Origin of the sequence: Hydrocarboniclastica marina (genome assembly GCF_004851605.1) — a bacterium.
Taxonomy (GTDB): Bacteria; Pseudomonadota; Gammaproteobacteria; order Pseudomonadales; family Oleiphilaceae; genus Hydrocarboniclastica; species Hydrocarboniclastica marina.
The window spans coordinates 3,365,678-3,380,068 of sequence record NZ_CP031093.1 but is presented as its reverse complement, the minus strand read 5'-3'; the positions used below and the strand labels follow the sequence as shown (position 1 = coordinate 3,380,068).

Annotated in this window: 13 protein-coding genes; 5 read left to right on the top strand and 8 right to left on the bottom strand. The window is 60.1% G+C overall.

The window, feature by feature from the left end; all coding sequences use genetic code 11:
• Window positions 1-704: 704 nt before the first annotated feature.
• From soil367_RS14895 to soil367_RS14880, 4 genes are all read left to right on the top strand, one after another.
• The gene (locus tag soil367_RS14895) at window positions 705-1,937 is read left to right on the top strand and encodes an RNA polymerase sigma factor (protein WP_136549842.1); all 1,233 of its coding nucleotides are present in this window, start codon (window positions 705-707) and stop codon (window positions 1,935-1,937) included.
• Window positions 1,938-2,016: 79 nt separating this feature from the next.
• A complete protein-coding gene (locus soil367_RS14890) occupies window positions 2,017-2,838 on the top strand; it encodes a VOC family protein (protein WP_136549841.1) in 822 nt (273 codons plus the stop codon).
• A 49-nt stretch (window positions 2,839-2,887) separates the two neighbouring features.
• Window positions 2,888-3,268, top strand: coding sequence for a YciI family protein (locus soil367_RS14885; protein WP_136549840.1), 381 nt, complete (start codon window positions 2,888-2,890; stop codon window positions 3,266-3,268).
• A gap of 15 nt (window positions 3,269-3,283) precedes the next feature.
• A complete protein-coding gene (locus tag soil367_RS14880; protein ID WP_136549839.1) occupies window positions 3,284-3,649 on the top strand; it encodes a DUF1428 domain-containing protein in 366 nt (121 codons plus the stop codon).
• Window positions 3,650-3,656: 7 nt separating this feature from the next.
• Here soil367_RS14880 and arcC read toward each other — a convergent pair whose 3' ends face one another.
• From arcC to soil367_RS14855, 5 genes are all read right to left on the bottom strand, one after another.
• The gene (gene arcC / locus soil367_RS14875) at window positions 3,657-4,562 is read right to left on the bottom strand and encodes a carbamate kinase (RefSeq protein WP_136549838.1); all 906 of its coding nucleotides are present in this window, start codon (window positions 4,560-4,562) and stop codon (window positions 3,657-3,659) included.
• Between the two features lie 16 nt (window positions 4,563-4,578).
• The gene (locus tag soil367_RS14870; protein WP_136549837.1) at window positions 4,579-5,580 is read right to left on the bottom strand and encodes an ornithine carbamoyltransferase; all 1,002 of its coding nucleotides are present in this window, start codon (window positions 5,578-5,580) and stop codon (window positions 4,579-4,581) included.
• Window positions 5,581-5,605: 25 nt separating this feature from the next.
• Window positions 5,606-6,835 carry an arginine deiminase gene (locus tag soil367_RS14865; protein ID WP_136549836.1) on the bottom strand — a complete coding sequence of 410 codons (1,230 nt, stop codon included), beginning with the start codon at window positions 6,833-6,835 and terminating at the stop codon, window positions 5,606-5,608.
• A gap of 40 nt (window positions 6,836-6,875) precedes the next feature.
• Window positions 6,876-8,321: a YfcC family protein gene (locus soil367_RS14860; RefSeq protein WP_136549835.1), complete on the bottom strand. Its 1,446-nt coding sequence runs from the start codon at window positions 8,319-8,321 to the stop codon at window positions 6,876-6,878.
• Between the two features lie 289 nt (window positions 8,322-8,610).
• Window positions 8,611-10,437: an SLC13 family permease gene (locus soil367_RS14855; RefSeq protein ID WP_136549834.1), complete on the bottom strand. Its 1,827-nt coding sequence runs from the start codon at window positions 10,435-10,437 to the stop codon at window positions 8,611-8,613.
• A 457-nt stretch (window positions 10,438-10,894) separates the two neighbouring features.
• On the opposite strand from soil367_RS14855, the gene soil367_RS14850 reads away from it, so the two are divergent.
• A complete protein-coding gene (locus tag soil367_RS14850; protein WP_136549833.1) occupies window positions 10,895-11,662 on the top strand; it encodes an SDR family NAD(P)-dependent oxidoreductase in 768 nt (255 codons plus the stop codon).
• 29 nt (window positions 11,663-11,691) lie between these two features.
• Here the strand turns inward: soil367_RS14850 and soil367_RS14845 are convergent, their stop codons facing one another.
• The 3 genes from soil367_RS14845 to soil367_RS14835 form a co-directional block, all read right to left on the bottom strand.
• Complete coding sequence (locus soil367_RS14845; protein ID WP_136549832.1) at window positions 11,692-12,441, bottom strand: SDR family oxidoreductase; 750 nt, start codon at window positions 12,439-12,441, stop codon at window positions 11,692-11,694.
• 48 nt (window positions 12,442-12,489) lie between these two features.
• Window positions 12,490-13,611, bottom strand: a complete 1,122-nt coding sequence (locus tag soil367_RS14840) for an alkene reductase (RefSeq protein ID WP_136549831.1) — start codon at window positions 13,609-13,611, stop codon at window positions 12,490-12,492.
• Between the two features lie 106 nt (window positions 13,612-13,717).
• Window positions 13,718-14,326 carry a TetR/AcrR family transcriptional regulator gene (locus tag soil367_RS14835; protein ID WP_136549830.1) on the bottom strand — a complete coding sequence of 203 codons (609 nt, stop codon included), beginning with the start codon at window positions 14,324-14,326 and terminating at the stop codon, window positions 13,718-13,720.
• Window positions 14,327-14,391: the final 65 nt, after the last annotated feature.

Genomic DNA, 14,391 nt, shown 5'->3' with positions numbered 1-14,391 from the left:
GTGGATGAGCTTACGCAGAAGCAGAATTGATCGCCCCCTTCGCGGGGAGGGGCATTGGGTGAACACCTGTAAGCTCGTTGGGTTGTTGTCGAAAATGTGACGGAGGTAGCGTTTCGCTACTTTTGTTGGCGGCGGAGCCCGGATGGCGGCGCGGGACGAGCGCACTACCGCAACTGCGCCTAAGCATTGATATATCAGGGGGTTAAGGCGAGGGATTGGGGTGTGATACCAGTTTAAACGATCAACAGTTCGGGCCGATGCTCCTTTCGTCCGGCAGTTTTGACTTCCTGGTATCGCCCGATACCAGTCAGGCGCCCGTATTTGAGCGTACAAATGTCCCGATTTTCTGGGCTGGCAGCCAGGGCACCAGCCATTGCGTGCCGGAGCCCACCAGGCTCCGGTGCCACTGGACGTTCTGCGTCAGTGAATCAGCACTTGTGCTCTTTAGAACTAGCAGCGCTTTCAGGCTCTTTAAGCGCGAATGGCGATGAGTACTTACCCTACGAAAGGAGGGGCGATTCCGTAACCGTTGTTTCTTAACAGGCGCTTAGAACGTCGCCCCAGGTAGTGGTGGTTAGCCCCGGTCTCGTGTGAATAGTCTTTCAAAGTATTTTCCGAAGCGCTAGATTTCATTCCTGAAGGTCATCGGCTGTGTTGTCGCGCTGTGACGGCTAGCCCAGAGATTCGGACGAGGATGTCTCTTCATGCCGACCAAACAACAGGCCATCGGCCAACTCTACCGGCAGCACTCCCGCCGCGTCTTGGCCACGCTGATCCGGCTGCTCGGTGATTTCTCCCTGGCCGAGGAGGCTATGCAGGAGTCTTTTGTCGCGGCGGTACGGCAGTGGCCGAAGGAGGGCGTGCCCGACAATCCGGCGGCATGGCTGATTCGTACCGGGCATCGCCGGGGCATAGACCAGATTCGACGCAAGCAGACGGCACAACAATATGCCCATCTGATCGAGGCGCCGGAGCAAGCGTTTTTTGAGGCGGACGAGCAGAGTATCGAGGACGATCAGCTGCGATTGCTGTTCACCTGCTGCCATCCCAGCCTCGACATGGTGGCCCGGGTGGCGCTGACGCTGCGGGAGATGTGCGGGCTGACGACCGAGCAGGTGGCCAGCGCACTCCTGCAGAAACCAACCACACTGGCCCAACGGATCGTCCGGGCCAAGCGCAAGATCCGTGATGCAGCTATCCCTTACGAGGTGCCCGAGGCGCAGGCGCTTGGGGAACGTTTGCCGGGTGTCCTGCGGGTGATATATCTGGTCTTCAACGAAGGCTATTCCCAGAGCGGTGGTGAACAGGTCCTTGATGTCAGTCTTTCGACCGAAGCTGTCCGGCTGAACCGGGAGCTAGCTCGGCTTCTGCCCCAGGGTGAGGTATTCGGGCTACTCGCCCTGATGCTCTTACACCATTCCCGGCGACATGCCCGGCAGGACGAGAACGGCGAGCTTATTACTCTGGAGGAGCAGGACCGTAATCGCTGGGATAAAGACGGTATTCGTGAAGGGCTGCAATGGCTGGAGCAGGCACTGGCACTCACGCCCACCGGCCCTTATACGCTGCAGGCCTCCATTGCCGCTGTTCACGCCCGGTCTCTCTCGGCAGCAGCCACGGACTGGGCTCGCATCGCCCTTCTGTACGAGGCCTTATACCGGCAGGAGCGTTCCGCCGTAATCGCGCTCAACCGGGCAGTTGCCGTGGCCATGCGCGACACTCCGGCCGATGGCCTGCGCTTATTGGAAGAATTGGCCGGTCACAAGGAAATCGTCAATTACCACCTGTTCCACGCGGCCCGGGCGGATCTGCACCGCCGGGCCGGCGACCAGGAGGCCGCTGCCATGGCTTACCAGAGAGCCTTGGCACTTTCCACCCAGGGTCCCGAGCAGCGCTTCCTCGAACGTCGCCTGCAGCAAGTGACCAGCCTTTCCTGAAAAAAAATTGCCCGCTTCTGTCGAATCTCATCGTTTCCGCGCGACTCACTGATAAAAACACCCAGAAGAGGACGCGAAGATGAAATACATGTTGATGCGCAAGGCAGATGTGGAAACCGAAAACGGCGAGCTTCCATCAGAGCAGCTCCTGCAGGCGATGGCCGACTATAACGAGCGCCTGATGCAGGCGGGGGTATTCGTGACGGGCGACGGCCTGCGCCCCAGCCGCGAGGGCTGCCGCATCGAATTTCGCGGTGGCGAGCCGAAGGTCGTAAATGGCCCGTTCACGCAGCCGAGCGAATTATTGGCCGGTTACAGCGTACTCGAAGTGGACTCACTGGAAGAGGCCATCGCGTGGGCAAAACAATGGCCACCCGAAGATGCGGACGGCAATGTCACCCTGGAGTTGCGTCGGTATTTCGCACTGGAGGATTTCGAGCCCAGCGAGGCGTTGGAGAAGCATCGCTCACTGGATCGGCTTCCGTCCGCGGTGGACGTGTACCTGGCGTTTCCGGGTAACTGTCGCGAAGCGATGCGTTTCTATGCAGAGGTTTTCGGCGGGCAATTGGAGGCCATGCTCACCTTCGGCGAAACGCCGATGGCCGCAGAAATGCCCCCTGAGATGCAGGATCAGATCGCCCACGCCTCGCTTAACCTGAGAGGCCGCCGCCTGATGGCGTCCGACGCTCCAGGCGACCAGTATCAGCCACCCCAGGGGGCTCATATCCACCTGCAGTATGACGATGTGACAGAGGCGGAACGGGTCTTTCAACGGTTGTCCGAAGGCGGCTCAGTAACCATGCCCTTCGAGCAGACCTTCTGGGCCTACCGTTTCGGCATGCCGACGGACCGGTTCGGCGTGCACTGGATGGTCAGCTGCGACCTCAAGGCGTGCCTGTAGCGAGTCCATTAACGTTCATTCAGCGGCCATTCACCGCAGGGAGAATCTCATGAAATATGTCGCTCTGGTGTATTACCAGGAGAGCATTATCAACGCCATGACCGAGCAGGAATGGCACGACCTCAACCAGGAATGCGTGGCCGGGGTCGAACGCCTGACCGCCCAAGGTAACTATGTCACCGGCACCCCCCTGCAACCCATTGATACAGCGACCACTGTGCGGGTGCGGGATGGTGAAGTGCTGTTAACAGACGGACCGTTTGCGGAAACCAAGGAACAACTGGCCGGCTTTTACCTGCTGGAGGCCAAGGATCTGAACGAAGCCCTGCAATTGGCGGGTCGGATTCCGCCGGCGCGCTTCGGCAGTATCGAAGTCCGGCCCGTGCGGGAACTACCACCCAAAGACCGGGAACTACCACCCAAAGACTGAACAAGGAGATTCGCCATGCCTGATACAGACGGCTACATAGATGGATTTGTCGCTGCGGTACCCAACGCCAACAAAGCGCAGTACATTAAACACGCGACCGAAGCGGCGGTCGTGTTCAAGGAGCACGGGGCTTTAAGGTTTGTGGAATGCTGGGGCAACGATGTTCCCGATGGAGAAGTGACGTCCTTCCCCATGGCAGTAAAATGCGGCCCCGACGAGACCGTGATTTTCTCCTGGGTGGAGTGGCCTTCCCGCGAAGTACGGGACCAGGCCATGCCCAGAATCATGGAGGACCCCCGCCTGCAGCCCGATACCAATCCGATGCCGTTTGACGGTAAGCGATTGATCTACGGCGGCTTTGAAGTAGTGGTGCGCGAATAGCGCCAGCTCAGCTCACGACCCGGGTGCCCGCCGAGCCCTCGAGAATGGCCACCGCATCTTCCAGCCGGCCTATCCCACTGAGGCCGCCGCTCGCAGCAAAAGCGGCGGCGGCTTCCAGTTTGGGCCCCATGGACCCCGCAGGCAGGTCAAGTGCCTGGGCTTCAGCGGCGGTCAGTTGCGGAAGGGGTGCAGCCGAGTCTTTGCCGAAGTCCCGGTAGATCGCATCCACATCTGTCAGCAGCAGCAGGGCGTCGGCACCCAGCTCACGGGCTAGCAGGGCACTGGCTGCGTCCTTGTCGATAACGGCTTCGACCCCGACCATGCTGCCATCGTCCCGGCGCAGTATCGGGATGCCGCCGCCGCCCGCGCAGATCACAATGACGTCCTGGTCCAGCAGCAGTTTGAGTACGCGAGCGTCCGGGATTTCCAGGGGTTTTGGCGAGGGGACGACGCGGCGCCACTTGTCGCCATCCTGCGCGATCTGCCAACCGCCGGACTCTGCCCGGGCCTCGGCTTCCGCCTTCTCGTACACCGGCCCGACAAACTTGGTCGGCTTGCGGAACGCCGGGTCGTCCTTGTCCACCAGGACCTGGGTGAGCAGGGTCGCTACCGGTCGGTCATGACCCAGGGCATTCTCCAGTTCCTGCTCGATGATGTAGCCAATCATGCCCTCGGTTTCAGCCCCCAGCACATCCAGCGGGTATGCCTCGTCCGGTTTGTAGGCTGCTCCCTGCAGCGCCAGCAACCCGACCTGGGGACCGTTCCCATGGGTGATTACCAGCTTGTGGCCCGCACGGATGACATCGGCCAGCGCGTGCGCGGCTATTTTTACGTTGGCGCGCTGAGCCTCGGCGGTCAGGGGCTCGCCGCGGCGTAACAGGGCGTTGCCCCCGAGGGCTGCTACTACGAGCATGTGCGTGTCCTCCTTTTCAGGCGCCGAGCGTGGCGACGAGTACGGCCTTGATGGTATGCATGCGGTTTTCCGCCTGGTCGAAAACGATCGAGGCCGGACTTTCGAAGACATCTTCCGTCACTTCCATGGCGTCGATGCCAAACTCTGCCTGTATCTCTTTGCCGACAGTGGTCTCGGTATTATGGAATGCCGGGAGGCAGTGCATGAATCTAACCCGGGCGTTACCGGTCTTCTCCATCAGGGCCGCGTTGACCTGATAGGGCATCAGCAGTTTGATCCGCTCCGCCCATTTCTCTTTGGGTTCGCCCATGGAGACCCAGACATCCGTATAGACAAAATCCACGCCTGCCACTGCGGCATCGATATCATCGGTGATCATGATCCTGGCACCGGTGTCTTTGGCGATGGCCTCTGCTTCTTGCTGGATCTGGTCAGTTGGCCAGCAGGCTTTGGGCGCACACAGGCGCACGTCCATGCCCATCTTGGCACCACCGATCAGCAGGCTGTCGCCCATGTTGTTGGCGGCGTCGCCGATGAACACAAAAGCTGTATCACGTAGCGGTTTCTCGACGTTTTCCTGCATTGTCAGGAAATCCGCCAGGATCTGGGTGGGGTGGAATTCGTTGGTCAGACCGTTGTAGACGGGCACGCCGGCGTATTGGGCCAGCTCTTCAACCACGGCCTGGCCGAACCCCCGGTACTCTATGGCGTCATAAACACGGCCTAGTACCCGGGCAGTATCCTTGACCGACTCCTTGTGGCCTATGTGTGTACCGGTGGGCCCCAGGTAGGTGACTCTGGCGCCCTGGTCAAAAGCGGCTACCTCGAACCCGACCCGTGTTCGCGTGGAGTTCTTCTCGAAGATGAGGGCGATATCCTTGCCCCGAAGTTGAGGAACCTCTGTGCCTGCGTATTTAGCCGCCTTCAGGTCTGCAGAAAGTTTGAGCAGGAAACTGATTTCACGGGGGGTGAAGTCCCGCAGGGTGAGGAAGTGCCTGTTTTTGAGATTGAATGCCATTGTTCTGTTCCTTCCTGAGTCAAAGTCAGACCGCGTCACGAATAGTCGGGCAACTCATGCAACGTCCGCCGCCCCGACCCCGGCCCAGTTCGGCCCCAGGGATCGCCAGCACCTCAATGCCGGCCGCCTCCAGGGCGGCGTTGGTGTCGTCGTTGCGGTCGTAACCGATAACTACGCCCGGGCTCAGGGCCAGTACATTGTTGCCATCATTCCACTGTTCCCGCTCTCGCTCGGCCGGTGTATTGCCGCCGGTTGGGATGACCTCCAGCGACGGATAGCCAAGGATGTCCGCGACAACCTCGAACAGCGGTCGTGGGTCCTGCTGGAAAGACAGGTGCTTGTCACCCTCGCCGGGGCGCAGGTCGTAGCAGACCATCTGGTCGGCGACTTCCTTGAAGGTGGTTACGACATTGCCGCCACAGAAGGTAAACACGGTATCCAGATGCATCGCTGAGCGCGTCTTGGGGATCTGGCAGGCGATGACACGCTCGGCGGTACCGTTGGCAAACAGCGCCTTGGCCAGCTGACCGATGGCCTGGGGGGAGGAGCGCTCACCCATACCCACCAGAACCGCACCGTTGCCAACCGGCATGATGTCGCCGCCCTCAAGGGTCGCCAGGGCCTGGTCCTTGAGGGGGTCGCCCCAGTGGACGCTGACCTTGCCCGCGAACTGGGGGTGGTAGCGGTAGATGCCGCTCATCAGCAGGGTTTCCGGTTTGCGCGCGGCCCAGTACATGGGGTTGAGCGTCACGCCACCGTAGATCCAGGCGCTGTTGTCCCGGGTGAAAAGAAAGTTCGGCAGGGGCGGCAGCACAAAACCGTGGCGGCCCAGGTGATTGCCGAACAGGCCGGTCGGGTTGAATGGCAGGTCGCCCACCTCCAGCCCACCGATCAGGAATTCCGCCAATGTCTGCCCCGGCAATTCGTCCATCCAGGCGCGAAGATCGGACACCATGCCGACGCCGATGGTGTTCCAGGTGATCCGGTGATCCAGAATCCAGGCGCGTGCCTCGGTAATATCGAGGGTTTCAGCCAGCAGCTCGTTAACGTCCAGAACGTCAACCCCGCGCTCGCGCATCAGGCCGGCGAAAATGTCGTGATCTTTCTGGGCCTGCTTGACCCAGAACACATCATCGAACAGCAGGGCATCGCAGTTGGAAGGCGTCAAGCGCCTGTGCGCCAGGCCCGGGCGACAGACAATTACCTGCCGTAGAGTACCGGTTTCCGAGTGCACGCCAAGGGTATGTTCCGTCATCGCTCTACCTATTCTGCTGGAGATCAAATTGTGCCGGAGATCAAAGATACACGCCGATGCTGAGCACTACGCTGACGAATATCGTCAGTATCAGCAACAGCGGCCAGATGAATACCAGCCAGCGGTCGTAGGAGACCCGACCAATGGCGAGGCCGCCCACGACTACGGCGAACGTGGGATTGATCAGGTTGACCAGCCCGTTGGCGGACTGAAAAGCGGTTACCACCAGGTCACGCCCGACACTGGCGAAGTCGGCCAGCGGTGCCAGGATCGGCATCGACAAAACCGCAAGGCCCGAAGACGAGGGCACGAAGAAGCTCATGCCGACTTCTATCCAGAACATCAGATTGATAAACGCCAGCTCTGGCAGCCCGCCCAGGGTGGTCTCTGCGCTGTGGAGGATGGTATCGGCGATCATGCCCTGCTCCATGATGACGACGATGCCGCGGGCCAGACCCACCACGAGTGCAACGCCGAGCAGGTCGCGAGCGCCGTCGACAAAACTGCCGGTCAGCTTTTTTTCACCCAGGCGGGCTATGACGCCAATCAGAATGGCAGAGCCCAGAAAGAGTGCGCCCATCTGGGCCATCCACCAGCCCTGAGACGCGACACCCCAGATCATGACGATGAACGTGACCGCGAAAATGATCAGGGCGATTTTTTGGGTGGCGGAAAGGTCGAAGTTGTCCAGTTCATCATGGCCCTGGAGGAACAGTTTGCGGTGCGCGTCTCTCTGTCTGGCCACCACCGAGCGGGACGGGTCTGCCTTGACCCGCTGGGCGTAGCGCATGACGTAGGCTGCGCAGATAACCAGGCCGCCGACCAGCAGTACCAGCCGCAGGCCGATGCCATCAGTAAAGGGAATGTCGGCCGCATTGGCCGCGATCACTGTCGCAAAAGGGTTGATAGTCGACCCCAGGACACCGATGCCGGCGCCGACCAGAATCACGGCAACCCCGGTCACAGCGTCATAGCCGGCCGAGATGATCACCGGAATCAGAATGGCGTAGAACGCCAGGGTTTCCTCTGCCATGCCGTAGGTAGTGCCGCCGAGTGCAAACAGCGTCATGAGTATGGGGATCATCCATATCTCGTGCCCCTCCATGCGGTGCATGGAGCTGCGAATACCTGTATCGATCGCGCCCGTGGCATTCATTACGCCCAGAAAGCCGCCCAGGAAGAGTACGAACAGGGCGACATCAATGGCGTTGGCCGCATAACTGTCGGGATCGTAAAAACCCGCCGTGGGTGCCAGCAGCACATCGGTAAAGCCCTGGGGGTTAGGCTCGACGGTTTCATAGGTGCCCGGTACCGCGACTTCCCGCCCCACTTCTTCATTCATTGTCCGTTCATACTGCCCCGCCGGCACAATCCACGTCAGTGCCGCGACGAGAACGATGAGCAGAAAGAGAATAGAGTACGCAGTCGGGAACCTGGACGTCAGCTCTTCTTCAGGATTTGATGGGGGCGAGTTTTCTTTGGCCACGACGCGACTCCTTGTGATGACGACATATCGACATATCAAGCATAGGCCCCAGGACCACTGCAAAAACTGACCAAGATCAACTGAACAACAAGAACTTGCGACGGTAGGTACGACTACTGATGGGGAACGGTATGCGATAGACGACTATGCGCCCGCGTTTAGCGCCTTGCAAACTGGTTGCAGGAAAAGCGGGTGCGAGCTCGAGAGGCCCCCGTAATACGAGGTGGAGAGCCACCCCAGGTGGTGCACCTGCTCAGCTAAGGATTCAAATGCATAGCAACGCACCGGCTTATAGCGGCCATACCCAAAGCAGCATCGGCACGCTTACCGCAACGACCAGTAGTTCCAACGGCAGGCCCAGTCGCCAATAATCACCGAATCGAAAACCGCCGGGGCCGAGGATGAGCGTATTGTTCTGGTGTCCGATAGGTGTAATGAAGGCGCAGGAGGCACCGATCGCGACGGACATCAGGAAAGTGTCGGGGTTGACGCCGAGCTGGGCGGCCGAGCTGATAGCCACCGGGGCCATAACTGCAGCGGTCGCGGCGTTGTTCATGAAATCGGACAGCACCATGGTGACGACGAGGATGGCCGTCAGGGCAATGATGGCGTTGTCCTGAGCGATCCAGTTAAGCATGTGGCCCGCGAGAAAATCCGCAGCGCCCGTAGTCGCCATCGCACCGGCCACGGGGATTAGCGCAGCAAGCAAGACGATCACCGGCCAGTCTATGGTTTCGTAGACCTGTCGCGGTGGCACAATCCAGAGCGCCATGAACACCAGTACCCCAGCTGCAAAGGACACGGCGGCAGGCAGGAGGCCAAAGGCGGCCCCGCCAATCGCGGCGGCCATCACCAGGGAGGCGATGGTTGCCCGTCCCTTGTCGGGAATGGTAAGGGAGCGGTCTGCCAGCGGCGCGCAGCTGAATTTGGACGCAAAACCGGACAAAGCCTCTGGAGTCCCTTGCATCAGCAGCAGGTCGCCGGCCTGGATAGGCGTCGAGCGCAGCCGCTTGATGGAACGCATCCCTTCCCGGGACAGGGCGATGAGGTTGAGGTTGTGCTGCGCTCTCAGGCCGAGCTGGTCTGCGGAGCGACCTATAAGGCTCGATGTAGGCATGGCTACGAGCTCCTGCAGCTCGACATCCTCGGACTCTTCTCTCCTTTCAGTGTCTTCTTCTCCGGCCTGGTCCGTTTCTTCCAATGCCCCGTTTTCGTCCTTTTCGTCGTCTGGCTCGGCCGCCAGTTCAAGGCCGAGGTTGGAGAGAATGCCCGACAAGGCCTCGGGTTCGGCCTCCAGTACCAGCACGTCACTTGGCTGAAGCACGTGGCCGGGGCTGGGTGCGGTTACCCGGAAGGCGTTTCGAACCAGCCCAACAATCTGGCCATCAACCTCCTCGAGCTTGGCTTCCAGTTTTCGAAGGGTTTTACCGTTGGCTTTGCCATCTTCGGTCACGCGCACTTCGGTAAAGTAGGTGCCCGTGTCGAAGCTCTCCGCGCCGGCCTGTTCCCGCCGAGGCACGAGGTAGCGCCCGATCAGAACGACAAAGACAACTCCGGTAACAGCCACGGCCAGGCCGACCGGGGCAAAGTCGAACATGCCGAAACTGCCAAGGCCGGCCTCCGCGCGAAAGCCCGAAACAATGAGGTTGGGCGGCGTGCCGATAAGGGTGGTCATGCCGCCCAGAATGGTACCGAACGCGAGAGGCATCAGTGCCTTGCCCGGCGGCAGCTCGTGCTTGCGGGCAAGGTGGATAGCTATCGGCATCAACAACGCCATGGCACCGACGTTATTCATGAAAGCCGACAGCACGGCGCCCAGGGCTGTGAGAACAGCCAAAGAGAGCATTGGCCCCGCAGCAGTGGGCAGGACCCGTTTCGCGAGGGCATCCACCGCGCCTGTCCGCTGCAAGCCATAGCTCAGGATCAGCACGCAGGCGACCGTAATGACCGCCGGGTGGCCAAAGCCCGCAAAAGCCTCCGCCGAGGGCACCAGACCCGCCACGACACAAGCCAGCAGAGCACCGAGGGCAACCATGTCATGACGCCAGCGCCCCCATAGGAACATGCCAATGGTGGCGGTCAAAATCGTGAGAATGACTATCTGGTCCTGGGTCATAGGGCTCTTTATAAATGGCTTGGCTGCTGCGGGGTGGAGCATCTTAGCACCTGGCGGCAAAACGCACTGTAGGGGTTGCGGCGATTCCGGAACGAAAGGCACCAGAGGCAGCTTGCCGTATAGTTGAGTGCAGTTGGATTGAACGCCGCTCAGCCTAAACGGTCCGGCGGCGGGTCTGTACAGAATGTCTCGGAGGCAGCGTCGGCAAGAGGCCAGAATTAGCCACTGGAGAGAGCCTTAAACTTCTCCGTTCTTGATTCATATCAAAATCTGGTGTGGTCTCCGGGAATAATCTGGTTGGACTCGCATAGATGTATTGTGCACCTTGATGCAGGGGCTGATCTGCTGCGTAACCAGCTGCTGTGTTCTCGCAGCAAATAGCTTCAGGTGACTGCCGGCGTAAAGGATAGCTGGCGGAACAGTCAAAAATTGGCGGCTTAATACCAGGGACAATTCCATGGATCGGCTCAAGCAGAAAGTGGCAATCATCACCGGCGGTTCGCTTGGTATCGGTAGAGCGGCAGCCATACGCATGGCCGAGGAGGGGGCTGCGATTGCTGTTCTCGACTGCCTTGACGCTGAAGGCCGCGCACTTGCCGCCGAGATCAGCGCGAAGGGCCTGAGCGCAGCTTATTGGCATTGCAACGTCGCCAGCGAACAAGAGGTCGCAGAAACTTTCAGGGCGGTCGCCGATCATTTTGGGCATGTGGATGTGCTGGTAAACAACGCCGGAATAGCCGGGCCTAACAAGCCTACACACGAACTAACGGAAGAAGAGTGGGACGGCGTTCAAGCGGTAAACGTCAAGGGTGTGTTTCTGTGCACCAAGCACGCTATACCCCTGCTGCGGGCCGCAGGCGGGGGCAGTATCATCAACCTCTCTTCTATCTATGGATTGGTCAGCGCCCCTGATATTCCCCCTTATCACGCTTCTAAAGGCGCAGTGCGGATGATGACCAAAACCGATGCACTGCTTTACGCTGCTGACCGTATACGCGTGAATTCAGTTCATCCCGGGTTTATCTGGACGCCTTTGGTGGAACATCACCTCAAGAGCCAGGGCAACCTGGAGGAGGGCAAAGCTGCGACCGCGGCATTGCACCCGCTCGAGCACATGGGAGAACCCGACGATATCGCCTGGGGCATAGTCTATCTGGCCTCAGACGAATCCAAGTTCATGACCGGCTCGGAGCTGGTCATCGACGGCGGCTACACGGCTCGCTGAAGCTCGCCGCCATCGGCCAGCTGAGCGTGTTACAGCTCCTGCGCAGTGGGCCGCAGAATGATCTCGTTGATGTCTACATCCGCGGGCTGCTCGATGGCGTACTCGATCGCCCGGGCAACCGCGTCGGCATCAATCGCGACTTTATACAGCTCCTCCGCCGAGGCCTTGGCGTCCGGGTCGGTTATGGTGGAAGTCAGCTCCGTCGCTACCGCGCCGGGCGAGATGTTGGTACTGCGGATCTCATCCCCGGCTTCCATCCGCAGCCCTTCAGACAAGGCGCGCACGGCATACTTGGTCGCGCAATAAACGGCAGCCCCGGGGAACAGCTTGTGGCCCGCGACCGACGACAGGTTGATCACGTGGCCGCTGTGCTGTTCGCGCATGATCGGCAGTACCGCGGCGATACCGTACATCACCCCCTTGATGTTCACGTCGACCATTTTGTCCCATTCATCGACCTTAAGGGCGTCCAACGGTGCCAGCGGCATCAGCCCGGCATTGTTGATCAGCACATCGACACGGCCGAACTTGTCCTTGGCCGCTTGCACCAAGGCTTCGACCTGCTTGCGATCAGTGACGTCGGTCGATTTCACCAACACGTCAGCGCCTCCGGACTGCAGGTCGTCGGCGAGCTTTTTGAGCCGATCTTCCCGGCGTGCTGCCAGCACCAGCCTGGCGCCGCGCCCGGCCAGGCGTCGAGCGGTGGCCTCGCCCAGCCCACTGCTGGCGCCGGTGATGATCACAACTTTATTGGCAATTGAGTCGTTACGGTCTGTCATATCGATGCTCCTTTGAGCCTCAATCCGTTTGAGGCTTCATTCGTGGTTTCAGGCGTTTGCTTCGGCCGCGCTCAGGGCCGGGTAGTCGGTGTAGCCGTGTTCATCGCCGCCGTAGAAGGTGCTGTCGTCCCACTTGTTCAACGGGGCAGCAGTACGGAAGCGCTCCGGCAGGTCCGGGTTGGCGATGAAGGGCCGGCCGAAGGTCACCAGATCGCAGCGGCCGTCGCTGATTCGCTGGCGGGCCTCGTCTGCGCTGTAGGCGCCGTTGGCAATGTAAGGACCCTTGAACCCTGCCCGAATGGCCTCGATCACTTCTTCTGGACGGCCATTGGCATGGTTGCCCTGGAACGAATCCTCGATCACCTCGATGTAGGCGATGCCCAGGTCGTTGAGGCGTCTGGCCAGTTCGCCAAAAGTCTCAACCGGGTTTTCGTCGTACATGGCGTTGAAACTGCCGGTGGGGCCGACCCGAATGCCGACCCTGTCCTTACCCCAGACGTCGATCACGGCCTCGACGACCATTAGAGGCAGTCGCAAGCGGTTTTCCAGGGAACCGCCGAACGCATCGGTGCGCTTATTGCTGCCGGACTTGATGAACTGGTCCAGCAGATAGCCATTGGCGGCGTGAACTTCAACCCCGTCAAAACCCGCTTCCCGGGCGTTGAGCGCACCCTGGCGGTACTGCTCGACGATGCCGGGAATCTCATCCGTTTCCAGCGCCCGTGGTTCGGGAATCTCGACCATGCCTGAGTCGGCACTGATGAAGGTTTTTGCGCCTTCCGGCTTGATCGCAGAAGGCGCCACGGGCTTCTCGCCGTTGGGTTGCAGATCCGGGTGTGAAATCCGGCCTACGTGCCATAGCTGCATATGCATGCGGCCGCCGGCCTCATGCACGGCATCGGTTACTTTCTTCCAGCCGGCGATCTGCGCCCGGGAGTGAATGCCAGGTGTGAAGGCGTAGCCCTTGCCCTGAGGCGAAATCTGCGTTGCTTCACTGAGGATCAGCCCGGCGCTGGCGCGCTGCCGGTAGTAGCGAGCGTTCATGTCATTGGGCACGTCGCCCGGCTGGGTCGCGCGCGAACGCGTGAGCGGCGCCATAAGCACCCGGTTGGGCAACTGGATTGAGCCGAGCTGGAATGGCTCAAACAGAGGGTCGTTTTTACGGTCCATTGAGTGATCTCCTTTGGGTTACAATCAATTAATTAGACCAGTCTACTAGTCGAGGCGGAAATAGAAGTCCGTTGCCAGGACAGAACTCCCGGGTCATACAAAAGCCTCAGGTCATTAAGGGAGTCGCCTGGTGCGTGCCCAGGCACTGGCTCAAAAAAAACCGCACGAAACAGGCCATGGGCTCAGTCGATCTGAGCACTTTGGCCCGGAGGATGGCGCCTTCCCAGCCAGATAACAGCAGGCTGGCGGCGTCCGCCGGATCTACGGCCGGGCTTACGTCACCTGCCTGCTGCGCTTCGGCAATACACTTCTCGAAACGCCGCTCCCATCCGGCCAGAACTTTTTCCAGTCTCTGCCGGAAAACCTCGTTCTGTCCGGCCAGTTCCTGGCCCAGGTTGCCTATCAGGCAGCCACGGGCATATTCCCCGCTTGTCATAGCCTCAAACCCGGTGTCGAAATACGCGCGCAAACGGTCCAGGCACGAGCGGGACGTATCGTTGAGGATGGCATCCAGCCTGGCGTCGTAGGCTTCAGCAAAGGAATCGATCACTGCGAGGCCGAAGTCGTCCTTACTCTTGAAATAGTGGTAGAACGAGCCTTTCGGTACGCCCGCTGCGGTCAGAACAGCATTGAGACCTGTGGCGCCAAAGCCTTTCTGCGCGATCAGGTCGGCACCGGTCTGAATGATGTGATTGCGTGTGTCGGTCGAGGTCATGGGTTCACAGTAGACCGGTCGTCTAGGAAAGACAAGCGCAATCTCTACCCGGGAGATGCTAACGG

Coding starts and splice junctions, on each gene's coding strand:
- soil367_RS14880 (WP_136549839.1), top strand. CDS start 3,284: ATGCCTGATACAGACGGCTACATAGATGGATTTGTCGCTGCGGTACCC.
- soil367_RS14850 (WP_136549833.1), top strand. CDS start 10,895: ATGGATCGGCTCAAGCAGAAAGTGGCAATCATCACCGGCGGTTCGCTT.
- arcC (WP_136549838.1), bottom strand. CDS start 4,562: ATGCTCGTAGTAGCAGCCCTCGGGGGCAACGCCCTGTTACGCCGCGGC.
- soil367_RS14845 (WP_136549832.1), bottom strand. CDS start 12,441: ATGACAGACCGTAACGACTCAATTGCCAATAAAGTTGTGATCATCACC.
- soil367_RS14870 (WP_136549837.1), bottom strand. CDS start 5,580: ATGGCATTCAATCTCAAAAACAGGCACTTCCTCACCCTGCGGGACTTC.
- soil367_RS14855 (WP_136549834.1), bottom strand. CDS start 10,437: ATGACCCAGGACCAGATAGTCATTCTCACGATTTTGACCGCCACCATT.
- soil367_RS14840 (WP_136549831.1), bottom strand. CDS start 13,611: ATGGACCGTAAAAACGACCCTCTGTTTGAGCCATTCCAGCTCGGCTCA.
- soil367_RS14835 (WP_136549830.1), bottom strand. CDS start 14,326: ATGACCTCGACCGACACACGCAATCACATCATTCAGACCGGTGCCGAC.
- soil367_RS14895 (WP_136549842.1), top strand. CDS start 705: ATGCCGACCAAACAACAGGCCATCGGCCAACTCTACCGGCAGCACTCC.
- soil367_RS14890 (WP_136549841.1), top strand. CDS start 2,017: ATGAAATACATGTTGATGCGCAAGGCAGATGTGGAAACCGAAAACGGC.
- soil367_RS14885 (WP_136549840.1), top strand. CDS start 2,888: ATGAAATATGTCGCTCTGGTGTATTACCAGGAGAGCATTATCAACGCC.
- soil367_RS14865 (WP_136549836.1), bottom strand. CDS start 6,835: ATGACGGAACATACCCTTGGCGTGCACTCGGAAACCGGTACTCTACGG.